This window comes from Vogesella mureinivorans (genome assembly GCF_007644035.1).
In the GTDB taxonomy this organism is placed as follows: Bacteria; Pseudomonadota; Gammaproteobacteria; order Burkholderiales; family Chromobacteriaceae; genus Vogesella; species Vogesella mureinivorans.
In genome coordinates, this window is record NZ_VMTV02000003.1 from 56,754 (window position 1) to 79,061 (window position 22,308).

At 61.8% G+C, this 22,308-nt stretch carries 21 protein-coding genes; 14 read left to right on the forward strand and 7 right to left on the reverse strand.

Annotated features, from left to right (window positions below):
- The first annotated feature begins 102 nt into the window (after nt 1–102).
- The 8 genes from gpmI (at nt 103) to FLQ44_RS00310 (ending at nt 9,252) form a co-directional block, all read left to right on the forward strand.
- Nucleotides 103–1,629 (forward strand): 2,3-bisphosphoglycerate-independent phosphoglycerate mutase, encoded by a 1,527-nt coding sequence (gene gpmI, locus FLQ44_RS00275; RefSeq protein ID WP_147692553.1) that lies wholly within the window; start codon nt 103–105, stop codon nt 1,627–1,629.
- Nucleotides 1,626–2,927 carry a murein hydrolase activator EnvC family protein gene (locus tag FLQ44_RS00280; RefSeq protein ID WP_147692554.1) on the forward strand — a complete coding sequence of 434 codons (1,302 nt, stop codon included), beginning with the start codon at nt 1,626–1,628 and terminating at the stop codon, nt 2,925–2,927. Before gpmI ends, FLQ44_RS00280 begins: the two co-directional genes overlap by 4 nt.
- Nucleotides 2,928–2,947: 20 nt before the next feature.
- Nucleotides 2,948–4,336 carry a S41 family peptidase gene (locus tag FLQ44_RS00285; protein ID WP_147692555.1) on the forward strand — a complete coding sequence of 463 codons (1,389 nt, stop codon included), beginning with the start codon at nt 2,948–2,950 and terminating at the stop codon, nt 4,334–4,336.
- Nucleotides 4,337–4,371: 35 nt separating this feature from the next.
- The gene (locus FLQ44_RS00290) at nt 4,372–4,761 is read left to right on the forward strand and encodes a hypothetical protein (protein WP_147692556.1); all 390 of its coding nucleotides are present in this window, start codon (nt 4,372–4,374) and stop codon (nt 4,759–4,761) included.
- 102 nt (nt 4,762–4,863) lie between these two features.
- A complete protein-coding gene (argA, locus tag FLQ44_RS00295; protein ID WP_147692557.1) occupies nt 4,864–6,177 on the forward strand; it encodes an amino-acid N-acetyltransferase in 1,314 nt (437 codons plus the stop codon).
- 98 nt (nt 6,178–6,275) lie between these two features.
- Nucleotides 6,276–6,545 (forward strand): oxidative damage protection protein, encoded by a 270-nt coding sequence (locus tag FLQ44_RS00300; RefSeq protein ID WP_026107604.1) that lies wholly within the window; start codon nt 6,276–6,278, stop codon nt 6,543–6,545.
- Nucleotides 6,546–6,605: 60 nt separating this feature from the next.
- Nucleotides 6,606–8,663, forward strand: coding sequence for a polyphosphate kinase 1 (gene ppk1 / locus FLQ44_RS00305; RefSeq protein ID WP_147692558.1), 2,058 nt, complete (start codon nt 6,606–6,608; stop codon nt 8,661–8,663).
- A 97-nt stretch (nt 8,664–8,760) separates the two neighbouring features.
- Nucleotides 8,761–9,252, forward strand: a complete 492-nt coding sequence (locus tag FLQ44_RS00310; RefSeq protein ID WP_147692559.1) for a DUF456 domain-containing protein — start codon at nt 8,761–8,763, stop codon at nt 9,250–9,252.
- Here the strand turns inward: FLQ44_RS00310 and FLQ44_RS00315 are convergent.
- Nucleotides 9,249–9,923 (reverse strand): pseudouridine synthase, encoded by a 675-nt coding sequence (locus FLQ44_RS00315; protein ID WP_147692560.1) that lies wholly within the window; start codon nt 9,921–9,923, stop codon nt 9,249–9,251. The genes FLQ44_RS00310 and FLQ44_RS00315 overlap by 4 nt on opposite strands.
- Before the next feature lie 149 nt (nt 9,924–10,072).
- Between FLQ44_RS00315 and FLQ44_RS00320 the strand changes: the two genes are divergently transcribed.
- The gene (locus FLQ44_RS00320) at nt 10,073–10,783 is read left to right on the forward strand and encodes an alanyl-tRNA editing protein (RefSeq protein WP_147692561.1); all 711 of its coding nucleotides are present in this window, start codon (nt 10,073–10,075) and stop codon (nt 10,781–10,783) included.
- 56 nt (nt 10,784–10,839) lie between these two features.
- Here the strand turns inward: FLQ44_RS00320 and FLQ44_RS00325 are convergent, their stop codons facing one another.
- Both FLQ44_RS00325 and FLQ44_RS00330 read right to left on the reverse strand, forming a co-directional pair.
- Nucleotides 10,840–11,514 (reverse strand): transporter substrate-binding domain-containing protein, encoded by a 675-nt coding sequence (locus tag FLQ44_RS00325; protein ID WP_147692562.1) that lies wholly within the window; start codon nt 11,512–11,514, stop codon nt 10,840–10,842.
- Between the two features lie 73 nt (nt 11,515–11,587).
- Nucleotides 11,588–12,313 (reverse strand): metallophosphoesterase, encoded by a 726-nt coding sequence (locus tag FLQ44_RS00330; RefSeq protein WP_147692563.1) that lies wholly within the window; start codon nt 12,311–12,313, stop codon nt 11,588–11,590.
- A 94-nt stretch (nt 12,314–12,407) separates the two neighbouring features.
- On the opposite strand from FLQ44_RS00330, the gene FLQ44_RS00335 reads away from it, so the two are divergent.
- Nucleotides 12,408–13,160 carry a hypothetical protein gene (locus tag FLQ44_RS00335; RefSeq protein ID WP_147692564.1) on the forward strand — a complete coding sequence of 251 codons (753 nt, stop codon included), beginning with the start codon at nt 12,408–12,410 and terminating at the stop codon, nt 13,158–13,160.
- Here FLQ44_RS00335 and FLQ44_RS00340 read toward each other — a convergent pair.
- The 4 genes from FLQ44_RS00340 to FLQ44_RS00355 form a co-directional block, all read right to left on the reverse strand.
- Nucleotides 13,157–14,365 carry a diphosphate--fructose-6-phosphate 1-phosphotransferase gene (locus FLQ44_RS00340; RefSeq protein ID WP_147692565.1) on the reverse strand — a complete coding sequence of 403 codons (1,209 nt, stop codon included), beginning with the start codon at nt 14,363–14,365 and terminating at the stop codon, nt 13,157–13,159. The genes FLQ44_RS00335 and FLQ44_RS00340 overlap by 4 nt on opposite strands.
- 149 nt (nt 14,366–14,514) lie before the next feature.
- Nucleotides 14,515–16,482 carry a DNA topoisomerase IV subunit B gene (parE, locus tag FLQ44_RS00345; RefSeq protein WP_147692566.1) on the reverse strand — a complete coding sequence of 656 codons (1,968 nt, stop codon included), beginning with the start codon at nt 16,480–16,482 and terminating at the stop codon, nt 14,515–14,517.
- A 7-nt stretch (nt 16,483–16,489) separates the two neighbouring features.
- Nucleotides 16,490–17,116, reverse strand: a complete 627-nt coding sequence (locus FLQ44_RS00350; RefSeq protein WP_500692531.1) for a DUF2238 domain-containing protein — start codon at nt 17,114–17,116, stop codon at nt 16,490–16,492.
- A 3-nt stretch (nt 17,117–17,119) separates the two neighbouring features.
- Nucleotides 17,120–17,659 carry an RNA pyrophosphohydrolase gene (locus FLQ44_RS00355; RefSeq protein ID WP_147684504.1) on the reverse strand — a complete coding sequence of 180 codons (540 nt, stop codon included), beginning with the start codon at nt 17,657–17,659 and terminating at the stop codon, nt 17,120–17,122.
- Nucleotides 17,660–17,842: 183 nt separating this feature from the next.
- Between FLQ44_RS00355 and FLQ44_RS23425 the strand changes: the two genes are divergently transcribed.
- From FLQ44_RS23425 to pssA, 4 genes are all read left to right on the forward strand, one after another.
- The gene (locus FLQ44_RS23425; RefSeq protein ID WP_170252697.1) at nt 17,843–18,013 is read left to right on the forward strand and encodes a hypothetical protein; all 171 of its coding nucleotides are present in this window, start codon (nt 17,843–17,845) and stop codon (nt 18,011–18,013) included.
- A complete protein-coding gene (locus FLQ44_RS00360; RefSeq protein ID WP_206208584.1) occupies nt 17,985–19,271 on the forward strand; it encodes a glutamine synthetase family protein in 1,287 nt (428 codons plus the stop codon). The genes FLQ44_RS23425 and FLQ44_RS00360 overlap by 29 nt, the downstream gene beginning before the upstream one ends.
- A 131-nt stretch (nt 19,272–19,402) precedes the next feature.
- Nucleotides 19,403–20,500 carry a polyamine ABC transporter substrate-binding protein gene (locus FLQ44_RS00365; protein WP_147692567.1) on the forward strand — a complete coding sequence of 366 codons (1,098 nt, stop codon included), beginning with the start codon at nt 19,403–19,405 and terminating at the stop codon, nt 20,498–20,500.
- Nucleotides 20,501–20,666: 166 nt separating this feature from the next.
- Entirely contained in the window at nt 20,667–22,013 is a 1,347-nt protein-coding gene (pssA, locus tag FLQ44_RS00370; protein WP_147692568.1) for a CDP-diacylglycerol--serine O-phosphatidyltransferase, read from the forward strand.
- Nucleotides 22,014–22,308 lie beyond the last annotated feature (295 nt).

Below are 22,308 nucleotides of genomic sequence, written 5' to 3' on the forward strand. Positions count from 1 at the left end.
CTCGGCACTGACAGGCAAGGCGCGATACAATACTATCTTTGTCAGACAGGTATGCAGCCTGGCCTGCATGCACCACCCGCTATTTGCCCGCACGGAAGACATATGAGCAAGGTAACGCCCGTTCTACTGCTGATTCTTGACGGCTTCGGCCACCGCCTGGAAGGCGACGACAACGCCATTCTGGCGGCCAACACCCCGCACTGGGACGCGCTGAAAGCACGTTACCCCTACGGCACCATCGATGCCTCCGAACACAATGTCGGCCTGCCCGGCGGCCAGTTCGGCAACTCGGAAGTCGGCCACCTCAATATCGGCGCGGGCCGCATCGTGCAGCAGGATATCAGCCGCATCGATTGCGACATCGAAGCCGGCACCTTTGCCAGCAACCCGGTGCTGTCCCAAGCCATCGCCACAGCCAAGGCCAATGGCAGCACACTGCACCTGATGGGCCTGCAGTCCGACGGCGGCGTACACAGCCACGAAAACCATATTTTTGCGCTGATCCGTACGGCAGAAGCCGCCGGGGTTGGCCGCATCGCCGTCCATGCCTTCCTGGATGGCCGCGACACCCCGCCGCGCAGCGCCGAAATCTACCTGCAGCGCCTGCAAGATGTGCTGGCAAGCTGCCCGCACGCCCGCGTAGCCAGCGTCACCGGCCGCTACTGGGCCATGGACCGCGACAAGCGCTGGGAACGCATGGCCGGTGCCTACAGCGCCATCGTGGAAGGTGAAGGCGAATTCCACGCTGACACCGCCCTGCAGGCCCTGGCCGACGCCTACGCCCGTGACGAAAACGACGAGTTCGTGAAACCTACCGTTATTGGCGAGCCGCTGAAGATGCTGGACGGCGACGTCGCCGTGTTCATGAACTTCCGTGCCGACCGCGCCCGCCAGCTCACCAGCGCGCTGACCGACCCGGCCTTCGACGGTTTTGCCGTACGCCAGCCCAAGTTTGCGCTGTACACCAGCCTCACCAGCTATGGCGAAGCGTACAAACACCCGGTGGCCTACGCGCCGCAAAAAATCAGCAACGGCCTGGGCGAATACCTGGCCGGCCTGGGGCTGAAACAGCTGCGCATTGCCGAAACCGAGAAATACCCGCACGTGACCTACTTCTTCAACGGTGGCGAAGAGCAGGTGTACCCGGGCGAAGACCGCATCCTGGTGCCGTCGCCCAAAGTGGCTACCTACGACCTGCAGCCGGAAATGAACGCGCCGGAAGTGACCGACAAGATCGTGGCAGCCATCGAAAGCGGCCAGTACGCCGCCATCATCTGCAACTACGCCAACGGCGACATGGTGGGCCACTCCGGTGTGTTTGCCGCCGCCGTGAAAGCAGTCGAGGCGCTGGATAGCTGCGTGCAACGCTGCGTGGACGCCATGGTGGCAGCCGGTGGCGAAGTGCTGATCACCGCCGACCACGGCAACTGCGAGCAGATGTTCGATAGCGCCAACCACCAGCCGCACACCCAGCACACCCTGCAAAAAGTGCCGTTCCTGTACGTTGGCCGCGCCGCCAGCATCAAGGATGGCGGTGCACTGCGTGATATCGCCCCATCGCTGCTGGCCATGATGGGCCTTGACCAACCGGCCGAAATGACCGGCCAATCGCTGATTGCGTTCCAGTGAAAAAACTGCTGTGCCTGACCCTGCTGGCAGGGGCCGTGAACGCGGCCCCTGCCAGCAAGCCGCTGGATCCTGCTGCCCCGCAGCAGGATCTGCAAAGCGTGCGCAAAGCCATTACCACCCTGCAGCAAGACATTGCGCAGAAAGAAGCCGCACGCCAGCAAACCGCCAGCGCCATTGCCCAGTCCGAAGAAGCCCTGGAAGCCACCCACGAGGCCCTGAATGCGCTGGAGCAAAAACAGGGCAACTCCAGCAGCCAGCTGGAGCAGTACCAGGCCGAGCTGTTGGGCATCCGCATGAAAGTGGCCGAAACGCGCCAGCGCGTGGGCAAGCTGCTGGCCAGCACCTACAAACGCGGCCAGCACGACGCCATGAACCTGATGCTGAACCAGGGCGACCCGAACCAGGCCAGCCGCGACCTGACCTACTACACCCATATTTCGCGCGCGCAGCAGGAACTGATTGCCAAGCTGCGCGACCAAGAAATTCAGCTGCAGGCGATTACCGAGCGCCTGGAAGACGAGCTGGTACGCCTGGGCCGCATGTCGGCCGAAAAGGTGCAGCAAAAGCGCCGCATCGAAGCCGCCAAGAACCAGCGCCAGGTGCAGGTCAGCCAGCTGGACGCCAGTATCCGCACCCAGCAAAACCGCCTGCAGCAGCTGAAAGAAGACGAAAAACAACTGACGGTGCTGATTGCGCGCATTAATGCCGAAATCGAACGGCGCCGTCAGGAAGCCATCAAGAAAGCCGCCGCAGCCAAAAAGGCACGCCAAGAAGCGGCCAGGTTGGCCGCAGAAAAACGCCGCCAGCAGGTAGCCGAAGCCAAGAAGCAAGGCAAGAAACCGCCGCCAGAGCCCAAGCAGCCCGCCGTGGAGCGGGTAGATGAGGTGGTGGACGGTAGCGCATCCGGCCGCGCCTTCAAGAGCCTGCAAGGGCGCATGAAGCTGCCGGTATCGGGCGAAATCGCTGGCCGCTTTGGTGCCGCACGTGGCGAAGGCAATAGCTGGAAAGGCCTGTATATCCGCACCGCGCCGGGCACCCCGGTGCGCGTTGTTGCCGATGGCACAGTAGTCTATGCTGACTGGCTGCGCGGCTTTGGCAACGCCATGATTATCGACCACGGTGGCAACTACCTCACCGTGTATACCGGCTTCTCGGCCATGGCCCGTGGTAACGGCGCCGGCGTGAAGGCGGGTGACGTACTGGGTACCAGCGGCACGATGGAAAGCGGCGAAACCGGCCTTTACTTCGAGCTGCGCTATCTGGGCAGACCCATCAATCCACAATCCTGGGCCCGCTAGGCCAGACGAGACACTGGACCATGACCACACTACGTACACGCAAGATTGCCCTGCTCACCACCGGTGCACTGCTAGGCGGCGCGCTCACCCTCAGCGTGCAAGCTTTTGCCGACAAAAGCGACAGTGTGCTGCCGCTGAACGAGATGCGTACCTTCGTCGAAGTTTTCGGCCGCATCAAGCAGGACTACGTTGAGCCGGTAGAAGACAAAAAGCTGATCAACGAAGCCATCAAGGGCATGCTGTCCGGCCTGGACCCGCACTCCGACTACTTTGATCCGCAGGCCTTCAAGGAATTCCGCGAAGGCACGCAGGGCGAGTTTGGCGGCCTGGGTATCGAGATCGGCGCCGAAGACGGCCTGGTAAAAGTGGTCGCCCCCATCGAAGACACACCGGCACAGAAAGCCGGCATCAAGAGTGGTGACCTGATCGTCAAAATCGACGACACCCCGGTACGCGGCCTGTCGCTGAATGATGCGGTAAAACGCATGCGCGGCAAGCCGGGCACCAAAGTCACCCTCACCATTGCCCGCAAGACCGAGTCCAAACCACTGGTGTTCACCCTGACCCGTGCCGTGATCCAGACCAAGAGCGTGAAATCGCGCCTGCTGGAGCCTGGCTTTGGCTATGTGCGGGTGGCCCAGTTCCAGGAACACACGGTAGAGAACTTCGCCCAGGCACTAGGCAACCTGTACAAGGAAAACAAGACGCCGCTCAAGGGCATCGTGCTGGACCTGCGTGACGACCCGGGTGGTCTGCTGAACGGCGCGGTCGGCGTATCTACCGCCTTCCTGCCCAAAGACGCGCTGGTGGTGTACACCGAAGGCCGCGTCGCCGATGCGCAAATGCGCCTGTACGCCAACAGCAAGCACTACATGCGTGGCAATGCAGCCGACTACTACGCCAAAGCCCCGGCCGAGCTGAAAACCGTACCGCTGGTGGTACTGGTGAACGGCGGCTCGGCGTCGGCTTCCGAAATCGTGGCGGGCGCGCTGCAAGACCACAAGCGCGCGCTGATCGTGGGCACGCAGACCTTTGGCAAAGGTTCGGTGCAGTCGGTACTGCCCTTGTCCAATGAAGGCGGTATCAAGCTCACCACGGCGCGTTACTTCACGCCAAGTGGCCGCTCCATTCAGGCCAAAGGCATTACACCGGACATCATTGCCGAAGATGGCAGCGAAGCCAGCAGCCTGCGCATCCGCGAAGCCGATCTGGAAAAACACCTGAGCAACCCGGCAGGTGAAGACGCCGCCCCGGCCGCCAAACCTGCTGCCGGCAAGCCTGCCACGCCGGCGGCCAAAGCGGCAGCCAAAGCAGCAGACGACGACAGCAAACCGGTTGACACCCAGCTCAATCAAGCCTTGAATGTCTTGAAAGTACAGCAAATCCTGCTGAAAAAAGCGGGTAACTAGCGGGCATGCATGGCGTGCCCTAGCGGGGGTACGCCATGCACACCAGCGACCATTTCAAATGCCGTACCCTGCGGCTGGCCAACCCGGCGCATACCCACCGCGCCGCGGCCCTGCTGGCTGACACCTTCGGCATCCGCACCCGGGCCTCGCCGCAAGATGGCCAGCTCACCCTGCTGTACACCCTGCCGCAGCACTCGCTGCTACAGATGGTTCACCATCTGGAACAAGCCGGCATCACGCTAGCCCGCCACCCCATCCACCGCCTGCAGTGCCAGCTAGCTTGCTACTGCGAACAAGTGCAGCTGGATAACCTGCAGTGCCCACCCCACGCCACCAAAGGGCGCGAAGCTTTTTCGCATATCTACCAGCAGCACCCGCATGGCGACTGCGATGACACCCCCGAAGAGCTGCGGCTGGAAAAATAGCCCTGCGGCCAACCTTGGCAGCGTGTAACACGGCCGCCATATCAGCCTGCCGGCATTCCTGCTAATCTTGCGCTTTTCCGGCCTCTGCTGTTGGAGCTGTGCATGCTGCATCCCGATTTTGTGTTGGCTTTCCGTGAAGCTGCACCTTACATCAACAATTTTCGCGGCAAGACTTTTGTTATTGCCATCAATGGCGAATGCCTGGCTCGCGGTAACCTGTACGGCCTGGCGCAAGACATCAACCTGCTGGTCAGCCTGGGGGTACGCATTGTGCTGGTGCACGGCGCCCGCCCGCAGATCGAAGAGCAGCTGCGCCTGCGTGGCACCCCGCGCCAGTTTCACCACGGCCGCCGCGTAACCGACGCGCTGACCATGGAAGCGGTCAAGTCCGCCGTAGGCGGCCTGCGCCACGACCTGGAAGCCTTCATGTCCATGGGCATGCCCAATTCCCCCATGCACGGCGCCTGCCTGCGGGTGGCCGGCGGCAACTTTGTCACCGCCCAGCCGCTGGGTGTGATCGATGGCGTAGACATGCAGTTCAGCGGCCGCGTGCGCAAGATCGACACCGCCGCCATCAATAAGCGACTGGACCTGGGCGAGCTGGTATTGATGTCGCTGATCGGCTACTCGCCCACAGGCGAAGCCTTCAACATGACCATGGAAGAAGTGGCCTGCCAGACCGCTATCGAGCTGAAAGCCGAAAAGCTTATCTTCATGGTACAGAGCGATGGTCTGGTGGATGCCGACGGCGTGCTGCACAGCGCCATTGCCGCCGAGCAGGCCGAGGCGATTCTCCAGCGCGGCATCGATAGCGAAGAAGTACGCATCAGCCTGCCCTTCGCCATCCGCGCCACGCGCGAAGGCGTGGTGCGCTCGCACCTGGTCAGCCACAACGAAGACGGCGCGCTGCTGGTGGAGCTGTTCACCGACTTTGGCACCGGCACCATGATTGCCCGCGACTCGCTGGTAAAAGTACGCGAAGCCAGCATCGAAGACGTGGGCGATATCCTGGCGCTGATCCGCCCGCTGCAGGAGCAAGGCATTCTGATCAAGCGCAGCCGCGAGCACCTGGAAATGCAGATACGCCAGTACGCGGTACTGGAGCACGACGAGCGTATTTACGGCTGCGTGGCCATGCTGCCGTTTCACGAAGACGGCATGGCCGAGCTGGCCTGCCTGGCCATCAGCCAAGAGCGCCGCAATGCCGGTTTTGGCGACCGCCTGCTGAAATATGTCGAAGAGCAAGCCCGGCTGTGCGGCCTGAAAAAACTCTTCATCCTCACCACCCAGACCGCGCACTGGTTTGCCGAACGCGGCTTCCAGCCTGCTACAGTAGAAAGCCTGCCCGCCGTGCGGCGCGAGCTGTACAACCACAACCGCCGCTCGAAAGTGCTGATCAAGCCACTGACCCCTTGATCTGGCGCAGCATCCACACTGCGCGCACGGTTGGTTACCCGTCATCTCTGTGACACAATTACTGGCTATCGTGTCTCAACTATTGCAAGGAATGCATCATGGCAAGAATGGTTAACTGCGTTAAGCTCGGTCGCGAAGCCGAAGGTATGGATTTTCCGCCGCTGCCCGGCGCCCTGGGTCAGCGCGTTTTCGCCGACGTATCCAAAGAAGCCTGGCAAGGCTGGCTGCGTTACCAGACCATGCTGATCAACGAAAACCGCCTGAGCCTGGCTGATGCGCGCGCCCGCCAGTATCTGGCCGCTCAGCTGGAAGCCTATTTCTACGGCCAGGGAGCCGACCAGGTTGCCGGCTTTACCCCCCAGCCGTAACAGGACAGCCCTCTGACGAGGGCTTTTTTTGCCTCACCCTTTATCAAAGAAGCATTAATCATGTCCATGCCACACGACAATCTGCTAAACCGCGAGCTGGGTTTGCTCGAATTCAACCGCCGCGTCATGGCGCAGGCTGAAGAAGAATACCTGCCCATTCTGGAGCGGTTGAAGTACCTGTGCATCGTTTCGTCCAATATGGACGAGTTCTACGAAGTACGCGTGGCCTGGCTGAAAGATGCAGCACAAACCACCCCGGACCGCATTCTGGCCGACGGCAGCACCCCCGCCGAAGCACTGAACAAAATATCGGCCGCGGCACACGAGGTGGTACGCGAACAATACCGCCTGCTGCGCGAGGAAATCTTCCCCGCACTGCGCGCCGACAATATCATTTTCCTGCGCCGTAACGAGTGGGACGCCGCGCAAAAAGCGTGGATCAGCGACTATTTCTTCCGCGAGCTGATGCCTATCCTCACCCCGATCGGCCTGGACCCGTCGCACCCCTTCCCGCGCCTGCTCAACAAGAGCCTGAACTTTATCGTGGAGCTGGAAGGCGCCGACGCCTTTGGCCGCGAATCCGGCATTGCCATCGTACAAGCCCCGCGCATCCTGCCGCGCGTCATCAAGCTGCCGGCAGAGTTGGCCGCAGACGGTGCCGATACCTTTGTGTTCCTGTCGTCCATCCTGCACTCCCACGTGCAGGAGCTGTTCCCCGGCATGCAGGTAAAAGGCTGCTACCAGTTCCGCGTCACACGCGACAGCGACCTGTCGGTAGACGATGACGACGTAAAAAACCTGCGTACCGCGCTACAGGGCGAGCTGCGCCAGCGCCAGTACGGCGATGCCGTGCGCCTGGAAATTGCCGATACCTGCCCGGCACACATGGAAGAATTCCTGCTACACACTTTTGCCCTGCAAAAGCACGACGTGTTCCGCGTAGATGGCCCGGTGAACCTGGTGCGCCTGATGCAGGTGCCCGACTTTGTCGACCGCCCGGAAACCAAGTTCGCGCCGTTCCAGGCCTCGCTGCCGGATATCCTGGAAAAGAAAACCCCGCTGTTCGACGCCATCCGCAAGGGTGACATCCTGCTGCACCACCCGTTCCAGACCTTCCAGCCGGTGATCGACCTGCTCACCCAGGCCGCCAGCGACCCGTCGGTAGTGGCGATCAAGATGACGGTGTACCGTACCGGCACCGACTCGGTACTGATGGAATCGCTGATTGCCGCCGCCCGCGCCGGCAAACAGGTGACCGTGGTGGTAGAGCTGATGGCGCGCTTTGACGAAGAAGCCAACATCAGCTGGGCCACCCGCCTGGAAGACGCCGGTGCCCACGTGGTATACGGCGTGTTCGGCTACAAGATCCACGCCAAGATGCTGCTGGTCGTGCGCCGCGAGGAAGGCCTGCTGCGCCGCTACGTGCACCTGGGTACCGGTAACTACCACCCGCGCACCGCCCGCCTGTACACCGACTTTGGCCTGATGACCTGCAACGAGGAAATCGCCACCGACGTGAATGACCTGTTCGTACAGATTACCGGCCTGGGCCGCGCCGGCGAGCTGAAGCACCTGTACCAGTCGCCGTTTACGCTGCACAACATGATCACCAGCGCCATCGACCGCGAAATCGAACACGCCCAGGCCGGCAAACCGGCGCAGATCATTGCCAAGATGAACGCGCTGCTGGAGCCACAGGTGATCCGTGCCCTGTACCGCGCCAGCCAGGCCGGGGTGAAAATCACCCTGATCGTGCGCGGCGTGTGCGCACTGCGCCCGGGCGTAGAGGGGCTGTCGGAAAACATCTCGGTGCGCTCCATCGTTGGCCGCTTCCTGGAACACACCCGCGTGTTCTACTTCTACAACGACAAGGCAGAAAACCTGTTCATTTCCAGCGCCGACTGGATGGGCCGCAACTTCTTCCGCCGCATCGAGACCTGCGTGCCGATTCTGGACGCCAAACTCAAGCGCCGTGTCATCCGCGAAGGCCTGAAAATCTATCTGGAAGACAACACCAACGCCTGGGAAATGCAGCAGGATGGCAGCTATCGCCGCCGCGTCGCCCGCGGTAAAGGCCGCTGCGCGCAGGATATCCTGCTGCAGGAATACACCGGCTAAACGCCTGCTAGAGGTTGGCCGCACACGGCGCCACCGGAACTTCCGGCGGCGCCGTTTTACTTAGTAGCTCGACACCATAAAAAGCGGAAAAACAAAAATGACTATCGACTGGAGCTGGGCCGGCTACGCGCTGGCCATCATCATGATGCTGGCCGGGCTGGCCGGTACCATTTACCCGGCACTGCCCGGCCTGGCGCTGCTGGGCGGCGGCATGCTGCTGGCGGCCTGGCTGGGTGACTTTGCCAGCGTGGGCAGCACGGCCTTGATCATCATCGGCGTGCTGGCGGTACTGGGCATGGTGATGGAAAACCTGGCCGGCTTTCTGGGGGCGCAAAAAAGCGGCGCCAGCCGCCAGGCGCTGATTGGCGCGCTGATCGGCGGGCTGGTGGGCATGTTTCTGGGGCTGATTGGCGCCATTATCGGCCCGATTGTCGGGGCGGTAATCGGCGAGCTGCGGGCTCGCAAGTCGATGCAGCAAGCTGGCAAGGTAGGCCTGGCCACCTTTATCGGTTTTCTGGCTGGCACCGTGATCAAGATTGCCTGCGCCTTTGCCATGCTGGCGGTGTTTCTGGGCGCACTGGTGTTCTAGAACGGCACCGGGCTGTGCAGCTGCAGCAGTGTGCCGCTGTGCGGGTGGCGCAGCTGCAGCGCGCAAGCATGCAGGCATAGCCGTGGCGCGGCCTGCTGCACGGCTAGTGGCGCGTACAGCGTATCGCCCAGCATGGGGTGGCCCAGCGCCTGCATGTGCACGCGCAGCTGGTGCGTACGGCCGGTATGCGGGGTAAGCGACACACGGCTGACGTCCGCCGCAGCGTCGTAGGCCAGTAGCTGATAGCCGGTGTGCGAGGGCTTGCCGTCCTGCAGATCCACTTTTTGCCGTGGCCGCTGCAGCCAGTCGGCCATCAGCGGCAGGTGGATATCGCCCAGAGCAGGCTGCAGCTGCCCCGCCACCAGCGCCTGGTAGGTTTTCTGTACGTCCCGCCCGGCAAAACCGGCCGACAGCTGGCGCTGCATGGCCAGGCCGCGCGCCATCAGCAGCAAGCCGGAGGTCGCCATATCCAGCCGGTGTACCACCAGCGCGTCGGGGAAACGCTGCTGCACGCGCAGGCTCAGGCAGTCTTGCCGCGCGTCACCGCGCCCCGGCACCGAGAGCAAGCCGGCGGGTTTGTCTACCACCAGCAGGTAGTCGTCCTGATAGTACAGCTGCAGGCCGGTATCCGGCGGCGGCGTATAGTCGTCCAGCGTGTGTACAGCGCTCATCGGCGGCCAAGGCTAAAGAATGAAGGCGCCGATTATCCGGCATTTCCCGCGGCCCCGGCAAACGGCCCGCCCCGACTTGAAATGTATGGCTGGCGGCCTCACGCTATCTGGATAGACTATACCGATAACCCGACAGCAGAGAGCCCGCCATGCCAGAACGCTTTTACCTAGACCCCTACCAGACCACCCTCGACACCACGGTGATCAGCCATGACGAGCGCGGCATCGTGCTGGCCGATACGCTGTGCTACCCGCTGGGCGGCGGCCAGCCTGGCGACACCGCCACCCTCGCCCTGGCCGATGGCAGCACCCTGGCCATTACCGATACCCGGCGCGACAAAACCACCCGCGAGATCCTGCACTTGCCCGCCGCGGGCAGCCCACAGTTGGCCGCAGGCAGCACGGTAACGCTGCAGCTGGACTGGGCACGGCGCTACCGCCACATGCGCATCCACAGCTGCCTGCATTTGCTGTCTTGCGTGGTGCGAGCGGGCGTTACCGGCGGCAACCTCACCGTAGACAGCGGGCGGCTGGATTTTGATATACCGGAAGGCATGGTGCTGGACGCAGGGCATATCGAGCGCGAGCTGAACGCGCTGATTGCGGCCAACCATGCGGTATCGGTGCAGATGACCAGCGGCGAAGCCCTGCGTGCGCAGCCCGAGCTGATCAAGACCATGTCGGTCACCCCGCCGCTAGACCTGCCGGAAATACGCCTGATCGCCATTGCAGGCGTCGACCTGCAGCCCTGTGGTGGCACCCATGTGCGCCACACCGGTGAAATCGGCCAGGTGGTGGTAAAGAAGATCGAAAGCAAAGGCGCGCGCAACAAGCGCGTGGTGATCGCGCTGGCCGACTAGGGCTTACGCTGCCTGGGCTGACGATGGCTCCTGCAGGGTGCCGGGCAAATGGCGGCCTAGAAACGCGGCAACGGCACCTTGGCCCAGGCGCTAGCCAGCCGCGTGGTCATGGTGGCAGGCATGCGCGTAGAGCAGGCAAACCACGACACCAGCGGCCCCAGCTCTGCGCCGGTTTCCAGCGTACCCGGTGCCAAGCGCGACAGGGCCGCACGCGTGGCAAACAGCACCCGCACACGCTGCGCCTGCAGCATGGCCACCGCCTCTTGCAGGGACTCGCTACGCTGCGGCACTGCCATGCCACGCTGCTGCAGCACACTGGCCACCCCTTCACCAAACACCATGCGTTTCTCTTGTGGTACCTGGGCCAGCGCGGCCAGCGGCAGCACATCGCCCGGGCGGGTAAACAGCACCGCCTGCGTCTGCCCCATGGGGTAAACGTACTGCATGCTGGCCGGGGGCGGGGCATTGGCCGCCAGCGTTACCGCCGTACAGGCGTCATCCTGCCGCTGTAGTGACTGCAGGATTCTGGGGCGGCTGGCCAGGTAAAGGTGCAGGGTAATACCGGCATGGCTGGCCATATGCTGTAGCAAATCCACATACAAGCCTGCCGGCTGGCCGGCACGGTCCTCATAAATGGCGGGAATGGGGGGCAGATAAAAACGGATGGTATCGGCCATGGCCGGCAGACAGATAAGCCAGGCCAGGCCAGCGACACAGTGGCGGTATGGCATGCATCCCCCGTACGGTAAGCAGCGCTGGCTTTCAGCATAGTTGGCCGCTGCGGCGCCGGGCAGATTTATCGCACTATTCGTCTACACAGGCGCTTTCGTTACACGCCAGGCTATGCACGCTCATGTCCTGCAGGCATAGCAGGGTGAGCTGGCGGCCATACACCGCGCCGGTGTCCACATACAGCACATTATCGCGCTGCCGCGCCAAGCTCACCGGCGTATGCCCGACACACAGCACATCTACCCCGGCTACCCGCGCCCGCGCCTGGCCACGAATGCGCTCGCGCGACCAGGTGGCTTCGTGCAATACCGTCTGGCCGTTACTGCAGGCCACCCCTTCGCCCGAGGCCAGGCGGGCCTGAAACACCACCCAGTCGTCCTCCGGGCAGTCGGCGTGCACCAGGCCCACCAGCCTGTTGCCCACCGGCAGCTCGATCGCCAGTGGCATGGCGGCAAACACATTGCGATAGCGCTGCTGCTGAGCAGGCGGCAGTGCCATGAACCACTGGCCGCCGTTACGGGCATAGCGCTCGCGCCAGGCATCGCTGGCGTCGTAATCGATGGCCATTTGCTCGTGGTTGCCACGCACGGCAAACAGCCACATCTGCGCCAGCCAGTCCAGCACCTGCCACGAGCGCGGGCCACGGTCGATCAAGTCGCCCACCGACAACAGCCGGTCGCGGGTGGGGTCAAAGTCTACCTGCCCCAGCAGCAAGCCGAGGGTGTCGAAGCAGCCGTGTACGTCGCCCACGACAAAGTCGCGGCCAACAGGGTTGGCAGGCAAGGTTCGGAATAGCATCAGGATGGCATGGCCTTTTTCTGGATTGCTGATTGACAGCGATAAAAGCACGTCATGACAATTCCCATTTCATAAAACCAGCAAGGAAAAAGCCATGAATACTCTGCAACGCATCATGTGCGGCCTGCTGCTCGTCGCCCTTGCTGGCTGTGCCAGCATGCGCAGCAACAAGCCTACCGTCACGCTCTCCCCAAATGGCAGTGACATTGTCTACAACGGCGAGCTGGATGCAAGCGCTATTGCACAAGTCCAGACCCTTTACGCGCAAGCTACTGTCAAACCCACCCGCTTGGTGATCAATAGCCATGGCGGCAGTAGCCGCCTGGGCATGGCGCTGGGGGATTTCATTCACGACAAGCAGCTGGACATACGGGTAGATGGCGTGTGCATGTCGTCTTGCGCCAACTATGTTTTCCCGGCGGCCCGCCACAAATACCTGGGGGAACGCGATGCCCTGTTATGGCACGGTGGTGCCCTGCAGCCCGACTGGGAGGCACTCATCAAGGCAAAGTGGAAAAACAAGCCGGCACAACAAGAGCAGGCACGGGAAGATATCCGGCAGTGGGCCGTCAATGAACAGGCGTTCTTTGAGCGTATTGGTGTCAGCCAGCTGGTCACCGTGTGCGGCCAACAGCCAGAATGGATCAAGGCCTACCCCCAGGCGCCGGGGTTTTATTACAGCCCGGAGGATATGCAACGCTTTGGCATCCATGATATCCAGTTTATTGCTCACCGCTGGGCACCAGAAGAGACCATCACCTACCCCAGGTTTTTCAAAGCCAGCTTTTGCAGTGCCCCACCCCCGCCCACCGATGAAATCTTGTGCGGCTGCAAATTTTCCGACTAGGACAAGACCAACCGTGGCCAGGCCAGTGTCTGGTAATCCGGCAGGCCATCCACATAGGGGATGGTGACCTCACCCTGTAACAAAGGGCGCAGATAGCGGGCAAAGGCAGGCGTCATCGACAAGCCGTCTGCCGCAATAAAGTGCGCGGGCACGGTACGCTCCAGCCCGGCCACCTGTGCCAGCGGTACCGGCACGGCGTGCCAGCCATCGCCCTGGCGCTGTAGCCCGGCCATGACCCCGCCCTGCCCGGCCAGCGCCCAGTGTACGCAGGCAGCACCGGCCGCATAGGCCAGGCGTGCATCGGTAGCCGACGCCAGATGCATGGCCGCGCGCTGCTGGCAGTCCACCAGTGCCACGTGGGCGTGTACACCCAGCGCTTGTTGCAGGTGCTGCGCCAGCCAGGCGCCGGCGCCACCCAGCTGTTCGTGGCCATACACCGCATCAGCGTGCATCTGTGCCACAAAGCGGCCATCTGCCTGCCGCAAGCCTTCCGCTACCGCGATGGCGCAGTAGCCGTCTTGCTGCAGCCTTTGCTGCACGGCCTGCAGCACGCGGTCCTCGTCAAAGGCTACTTCGGGCAGCAACACCAGCGGGGCCGGCTCGCCCTCTGCTGCCGCCAGGCTGCACGCTGCGGCCAACCAGCCCACGTGCCGGCCCATGGTTTCCATGATGAACACGCGCCCTCGCCCCATGCTGCGCATATCGTGCGTGACCTCGCGCAGGCTGCTGGCCAGGTACTTGGCGGCGGATGGAAAGCCAGGGCTGAAGTCGGTACCTTCCAGATCGTTATCGATGGTTTTGGGCACCCCCAGCGCCAGCAAGGGCAAAGCAAAGCGCTGGGCCAGCTCACCCAGGCGCAAGGCGGTTTCCATGGAGCCATTACCGCCGTTGAGCAGCACATAGCCAATATCGAAGCGCTGCAATACCGCCGCCAGCTGCGCCCACTGTGCGGGAACTTCGTCATATGCCGCCAGCACCTGGCGGCTGGTGCCAAAGCTGGCGCCGGGCAGCCAGCCCAGCCGGCTCACCTGCGCGGGCGTGGCTACGTTGCAGTCGTACAGCTGGCCGGCCAGCAAACCTGCCAGGCCGTTAGCCGCCGCACAGACCGTCACACCTTGTGCACGGGCTGTTTCAATGACGCCCTGCGCCGAGCTGTTCAGCACGGCGGTAGGGCCGCCGGACTGCAGATAAAGTAAACGCGCCATGCTGGCCTCCCGCTTATCGATAAGACCATTGTAGTACCAGCTGCGGCTAGCGCTTTGCCTTGGCGCAAACAGCCGGTCCCCCTAAAGCAAGTTGGCCGCAACCCGGTGCCGGGTGCGGCCAACGTTTACCATGCGGCGAAAGGCGCGTATCAGATATCGACTTCTGCTTCGTTACCTTTGGCTTCCATCCAGCTGCGGCGGCTGCTGGCCTCGCCCTTGCCCATCAGCATGATGAACATGTCGCGGGTGGCGGCCAGCGCGCCGGGGCGTACCTGCACGCGTGACAGGCGGCGGGTATCCGGGTTCATGGTGGTGTCTTTCAGCTGCTCCGGGTTCATCTCGCCCAGGCCCTTGAAGCGCGAGATGCTCCAGGCGCTTTCCTTGACGCCTTCGCTACGCAGGCGGTCCAGAATGGCGGTCATCTCGCCTTCGTCCAGCGCGTACAGTTTGCGCGGCGGGCGGTTTTTGCCCTGGCCGGGCACGTCCACCCGGAACAGCGGCGGCTGGGCAATGTAGATATGGCCCTGCTCGATCAGCTTGGGAAAATGGCGGAAGAACAGCGTGAGCAGCAGCACCTGGATGTGCGAGCCGTCCACGTCGGCATCAGACAGAATGGCGATCTTGCCGTAGCGCAGGCTGGACAGGTCCGGCGTATCGTTCACGCCGTGCGGGTCCACGCCGATGGCCACCGAGATATCGTGGATTTCGGCATTGGAGAACAGCTGATCCTTGTCGGTTTCCCAGCTATTAAGCACCTTGCCGCGCAGCGGCAGGATGGCCTGGTATTCTTTGTCGCGCGCCAGCTTGGCCGAGCCACCGGCCGAGTCGCCCTCTACCAGAAACAGCTCGTTGCGCTCGATGTCTTCGCTTTCGCAGTCGGTCAGTTTGCCGGGCAGCACGGCCACGCCGGAGCCTTTTTTCTTCTCGACCTTTTTCACCGACTTCAAGCGGCTTTGCGCCTGGCGAATGGCCAGCTCGGCAATACGCTTGCCGGCCTCTACGTGCTGGTTCAGCCACAGCTCTACCGGGTCGCGCGCCAGGCTGGAAATCAGCTTCAGCGCATCGCGGCTGGTGAGTTTGTCCTTGGTCTGGCCCTGGAACTGCGGGTCCAGCACGCGGGCGGACAGCACAAAGCGCACGCGGCTCCATACGTCTTCGGCCATCAGCTTCACGCCGCGCGGCAGCAGGTTGTGGTGGTCGATAAAGCTTTTTACCGCTTCGAACACCCCAGCACGCAAGCCGGCCTCGTGCGTACCGCCGCTCGGGGTGGGAATCAGGTTCACATAGCTTTCGCCGCTGGCGCCGTCTTCAAACCACGCCATGGCCCATTGCACGCCTTCGCCACGGGCAAACTGCTCGTGGTCGTCGCCAATGTAGGCCTCGCCGGAAAACAGCGGTGCGACCGGCTCGTCGTCGCCGCACAGCTCGGACAGGTAGCTCTTCAGGCCTTCGGGGTACTGCCATACCTTGACTTCGTCGCCGCTGGGGCGCTCGATGGTGAGCGTTACCGCCACACCAGGCAGCAGCACGGCCTTGGCGCGCAGCAGGCGCTCCAGCTCGGGCATGGAGTAGCGCGGGCTTTCAAAGTATTTGCCGTCCGGCCACACGCGCACGCGGGTGCCGCTGGTGCGCGGGCCGCAGTCGCCGATACGCGCCAGCGGTTCGATCACGTCGCCACCGGCAAACACCAGCTTGTGCACACCGCCTTCGCGTTTGACTTCTACTTCCAGCCGGGTGGACAGCGCATTGGTCACCGACACGCCCACGCCGTGCAGGCCGCCGGAAAACGCGTAGGCGCCGCCGTCTTTCTTGTTGAACTTGCCACCCGCGTGCAGGCGGGTAAACACCAGCTCCACCACCGGCACACCTTCTTGCGGGTGCAGGCCCACGGGAATGCCACGGCCATCGTCCTCTACCGTCAGCGAGCCGTCCACGTGCACGGTGACGGCAATCTTGCGGGCAAAGCCACCCAATGCCTCGTCGGCGGCGTTATCGATGACTTCCTGGCAGATATGGGTCGGGTCGGTGGTGCGGGTATACATGCCTGGCCGCTCTTTTACCGGCTCCAGCCCCTTGAGTACCCGTACCGAGGATTCGTCGTAATTCTGTTGTGTCATGTGTCTGTCAGTGTGATGCACGGCGCAGCAGCGCCGCGAGTTGTTGATTGTGGCGGGCTGCCAGTAACAGCTGCGCCAGAATGGCACCGCAGAGCGCCAGGAACATATCCCACTGGGTATCCCACGGGTCGCCCTGCGTGGCCAGAAAGGCGTCGGCGCCGGCCCCTAGCGCGAGTGCGGCCCACCATTCGATCAATTCGTAGAGTGCCGAGAAGGCCAGGCAGAAACAGGTGGCCAGAAACGCCAGCCAGCGCCCCTGCAGGCCGGTACCACTGTGAATCACCTCGCGCGCCAGAATGGCGGGAAAGAAGCCCTGCGCCAGATGGCCGATGCGGTCGTAGTGGTTGCGGCTAAAATCAAACGCATCCTGCAGCCAGAAGCCCAGCGGCGTGAGCGCGTAGGTATAGTGCGCGCCCACCAGCAGAATCACCGCATGCAGCGCCATGGCCCATGCGGCCAACCTGGTCCACGGGTAGCGGCCCCAGCACAGCCAGGCCAGAGGCAGGCCTATCAGCGCCGGGATGGCTTCCATCCACCAGGTGGTGATATCCGCAGGCTGCCAGGCAGACCAGGCAGCAACAACGGCCACGCCTGCAAAAGCAGTGCGTGGCCGTGGCAAATATTGTGTCGTCAAGCCTTAGCCCTCGTCTGGCTGCCGGGTCGTGTCTTGCGCAATACGCGCCAGATAGTCACCACGGCTTTCGATCCCTTTCAGGAAACGGGTCAGCTCGGTGAGCGCCCGCTCGTAGACGTCTTTCTTGAATTCGATCACCGCATCAACCGGCGCCCAGTAGTCGTTCCAGCGCCAGCCGTCAAACTCAGGGTGATTGGTTGCACGAAGGCATACATCGCAATCCCGGCCTACCAGTTTCAGCAAGAACCAGATCTGCTTTTGCCCGCGGTAGCTACCGCGCCATTCGCGGCGCACCCAGTTGGTGGGTACATCGTAGCGCAGCCAGTCGCGGGTGCGACCCAGTATCTTGACGTGTTGTGGCAGCAAGCCCACTTCTTCCAGCAGCTCGCGATACATCGCGGCTTCAGGGCTCTCGCCAGGTTTGATGCCTCCTTGCGGAAACTGCCACGAGTGCTCGCGCACCCGCTTGCCCCAGAACACCTCATGCTTGCCATTGATGAGGATGATTCCGACATTGGGGCGGTATCCGTCCCGGTCCAGCATGGAAAAACCTGCAATATCGTTAGTTGGCTCGATTTTTGCACATTTCGGCCGCGCACGCCACGCGCTACCGTGGCGGGCACGTCACATACCCGCATCTATCGCGCAGCGTTCGTTAAATATAATTGACGAATAGCCACAATATCGAATAAAAAAATAAACATTCAATCTTTGCAAGGCTGCGACATGCGTCACACCCTTACCCTGTGCACCCTGCGCATTCCTTGCAATGTGTCCCTGGGGGTCTTCGAGCAGCCGCTCAGCGCCACCGGCAACCCTGCCGCCATGCCTGCACGCTACTCTGCCAACCCTTTACGGACACCTCATCATGACGATCCTGCTGCACTGGCTGCGTGAGCACGCCATTACCCACATCGAATGCCTCATCCCCGACCTGAATGCCCAAGCCCGTGGCAAGCTGGTACCGGTTACCCATTACCCGGCCGAGGGTGAGCTGCGCTTTCCCCAGGTCAGCCTGATACAAAGCTGGATGGGCGAGCCACAGCAACAACTGGTGCCAGATACAGACCCGGACCTGCGGCTGCTACCCGACCTGGCCACACGCTGCATCAAACCCGGCACCGGGCGCCGTATCGCCCAGCTGATACACGATTGCCATAGCGAAGATGGCACCCTGCTGCAAACCGCCCCGCGTAGCGTACTAAAACGTGTGCTGGCGCGTTTTGAAGCACTGGGCTTTACACCTGTCGTGGCGCCAGAGATCGAATTTTATCTGCTAGGCGCGCAAGGCCAGCAGCACGAAGCCGTCGGGCCCGCCTACGCCGTAGATCACAGCGCGCGGCATGAAGCTTTCTTTGCCGCGCTGGAACAGGCCTGCCACCAGCAAGGCATTGCCACCGATACGCTACTGCACGAAGTCGGCAGCGGCCAGTACGAGCTCAACCTGCAGCACGGCCCGGCGCTGGCACTGGCCGACCAGGTGTTTTTGCTCAAGCGCACCCTGCGCCAGCTTGCCAGTGCGCACGGCCTGCAAGCCTGCTTCATGGCCAAGCCCTTCCCCGGCCAGCCCGGCAGCGCCATGCATATTCACCAAAGCCTGCTGGATAGCCAAGGCCGCAATGCCTTCACCCAGCCCGATGGCAGCGAACACCCACGCTTTCATCATTACATTGGCGGCCTGCAACGCCACCTGCCGCAAGCCATGCTGCTGTTTGCGGCCAACCCTAACGCCTACCGTCGGCTATGCGCCCACAGCGCTGCGCCCATCAATGTGGAATGGGGCTACGATAACCGTACCTGCGGCCTGCGCGTGCCAGTCTGCCACCCGCAGGCACGACGCGTAGAGAACCGCCTGCCCGGTATTGATGCCAACCCCTATCTGGCCCTGGCTGCCACACTGGCCTGCGGTTTGCTTGGTATGGAGCAAGCATGCGAGGCCACGCAGCCACGGTCAGATAGCGCCTATCAACACGCCGCCACCTTACCGGGCTCGCAACAGGAAGCCATGCAGGCCTTTACACACGCCCATGACCTGCATGCACTACTGGGGCCGGATTTCGCCAAGGTATTTCTGGCACTGAAACAGGTAGAACATCAACACTTCCAGCAGCAGGTTACCGCGTGGGAATGGCAATATCTGGCACCGCAGGCCTAGTTCGGCACACTTTGTACGCGGGTATTTTCATGCAATAGTTGAGCATTTTCCCGCGCCGGTTTTTAATGGACACCACGGCAAGACCAACGTTGTCATGATGAAATAAGCAGACTAACTGCAAGGAGAACCTGATGAAGAAATCAACCCTGACCCTGGCTATCGGCCTGGCCCTTACCGCCGCCTCTGGCAGCGCCCTCGCGGCAGGTAAAGAGCTGAATGTATACAACTGGTCGGACTACATTGCCGAATCCACCTTGCCGAACTTCCAGAAAGCCACCGGCATCAAGGTGCGTTACGATGTCTATGACAGTAACGAAATCCTGCAGGCCAAAATGCTGACCGGCAAGTCTGGCTACGATCTGGTACACCCCTCTAATACCTTCCTGGCCAAGCAGATTCAGGCAGGCCTGTACCAGCCACTCAACAAGGCCAAAATCCCGAACTACAAAGATCTGGACCCGGAGCTGATGAAGCTCATGGCCCAGTTTGACCCGGGCAACCAGTTCGCCATCCCGTACTTCTGGGGTATGAACACCATCGGCATCAACAGCGACAAAGTCAGCAAGGCGCTGGGTGGCAAACTGCCGGCCAACGAATGGGACCTGCTGTTCAAACAGGAAAACGTTTCCAAGCTGAAAAGCTGCGGCGTGAGCATGCTGGACTCTGCGGCCGAGGTCTTCCCGGTAGTGCTGCACTACATGGGTAAAAACCCGGCCAGCACCAGCGAAGCCGACTACAAAGCCGCCGCCGCGCTGCTGAAACCCCTGCGCCCCTTCATCACCCGCTTCTCCTCGTCCGGCTACATCAACGAGCTTTCCGGTGGCTCGCTATGCTTGGTGCTGGGCTACGGCGGTGACCTGAACATCGCCAAGACCCGCGCCGAAGAAGCCAAAAACGGCGTCAAAGTACAACCGCTGGTACCGAAAACCGGCGTGGGTATCTGGATCGACAGCATGGTCATCCCTAAAGACGCCAAAAACGTCGACAACGCCAACACCTATATCAACTACGTGCTAGACCCGAAAGTGTCGGCCGCCAACGCCAACACCGTCACCTACGCCCCGGGTAGCCTGGCCGCACGTCAGTTCATCGACAAGAAGCACCTGGCCAACCCATCCATCTTCCCGGGCAAAGACGTCGTGTCCAAGAGCTTCGTGATGCCTAGCATGGATGCCAAAACACAGCGTCTGACCACACGCCTGTGGCAAGAATTCAAGACCGGCAAATAAGGTCGATCCAGCCATAAGCCAAAGCCCCTGCGCAACATGCTCAGGGGCTTTTTTATTACATCGAAAAACTGCAGGGCAGCACCCCACTCAGCATGTAAAACCAGTTCACTTCTGCAGCACTGATGGTACGATGCGCTAATCGCATCAATACGCACACACACGCCTCATGCTGTTTTTTCCGCCAACCGATCCACTGCGATCCCTGCCTGGCATCACACTGCATCCGGACGCCGTCAGCATACTACACAGCGCTGCCGACTACCGCGAACAGCTGCTTGCCCTGATTCGCCAGGCCCGCCATCGCATTCATCTCTGCGCGCTGTACCTGCAAGAAGATGAAGGTGGCAAACTCATTCTGGATGCACTGTACGCTGCCGCTGCGGCCAACCCTGCGCTGGATATCCGGGTCTTTGTCGACGCCCACCGCGCCCGGCGCGGCCTCATCGGCCACGGCAAGCAAGAAGGCAATGCCGGCTGGTATCGCCAGCGCGCCCAAGCGCAGCCACAAGACAACCTGGCCATTTACGGCGTCCCCGTACAAACACGCGAGCTATTCGGCGTCATGCACCTCAAAGGCTACGTGATTGACGACACCGTACTGTACAGCGGCGCCAGCCTCAACAATGTCTACCTGCACGTGGGTGACAAATACCGTTTTGACCGCTACCACCTGATAAACAGCGCACCCCTAGCGAATGTGCTGTCTGGCTACATGCTAGACACCCTGGCCGCCAACCCTGCAGTCATGCGCCTGGATCAAGCCATCACACAAGACAAGGCCAGCCAGAACCGGGCAACACGGCAACTGCGCAAAACCCTGGCACAAAGTCGTTACCCGGTAGTGCCGCACAACACAGGTACTACGGGCCTGCAGATCTTCCCCATCTGCGGCGTAGGCAAGAACAACCCTTTCAACAAGGTACTAGAGAATCTGCTGTATAGCGCCAAGCAGCAAATCAGCATCTGTACCCCCTACTTCAATCTGCCACGCCCCCTGCTCAAAGCCATCGACAAGGCCCTGGCGCGTCAGGTAAAGGTAGAAATCATCATTGGTGACAAAACCGCCAACGACTTCTACATCCCCCCCAGTGAGCCGTTCAAGGTCATTGGTGGCCTGCCCTACCTGTATGAAATGAACCTGCGCCGCTTTGCCAAACAGCATCAAGCAGCCATACAGGCCGGCCTGCTCACCGTGCGACTTTGGCGACATAACGACAATAGCTATCACCTGAAAGGGCTGTGGATAGACCAGCACCTGCAGCTGATTACCGGCAACAACCTGAACCCGCGCGCCTTCCGCCTGGATCTGGAAAATGGCCTGCTGCTGCACGACCCGCTAGGCCAGCTAGCAGCCATCACCGCAGAAGAGCTCAGCAACATCCGCCAGCACACCCAGGTTGTCAGCCATTACCAACAGCTGGAAAAGCTGCAGCACTACCCCGAAAAAGTCCGCAAGCTCCTCAGCCGGCTAAACCGATTCCGGCTGGATAAACTGTTCCACAGGCTACTCTGAAGCCCACGTAAAAAAGCCCGCGCAAGCGGGCTTTTGTTTTGTTTTGACATCGTTGCGGCCAACGTTGGCCGCAACGATGTCAGCAAGAGGGCTGGCTGGCGCGCACCAACAACAAAGCCCGCTTGCGCGGGCTTTTCACATCAATACGGCATCAATACGGCCAACGTCGGCCGCGGGGGCGGGGGTGTCCGTCGCCACAAAGCACAAAGCCCAGCTCGTCTGAGCTGGGCTTCGGTATCGGGCGTCTGGCGGTGTCCTACTTTCACACAGGTATCTGCACTATCATCGGCGCTAA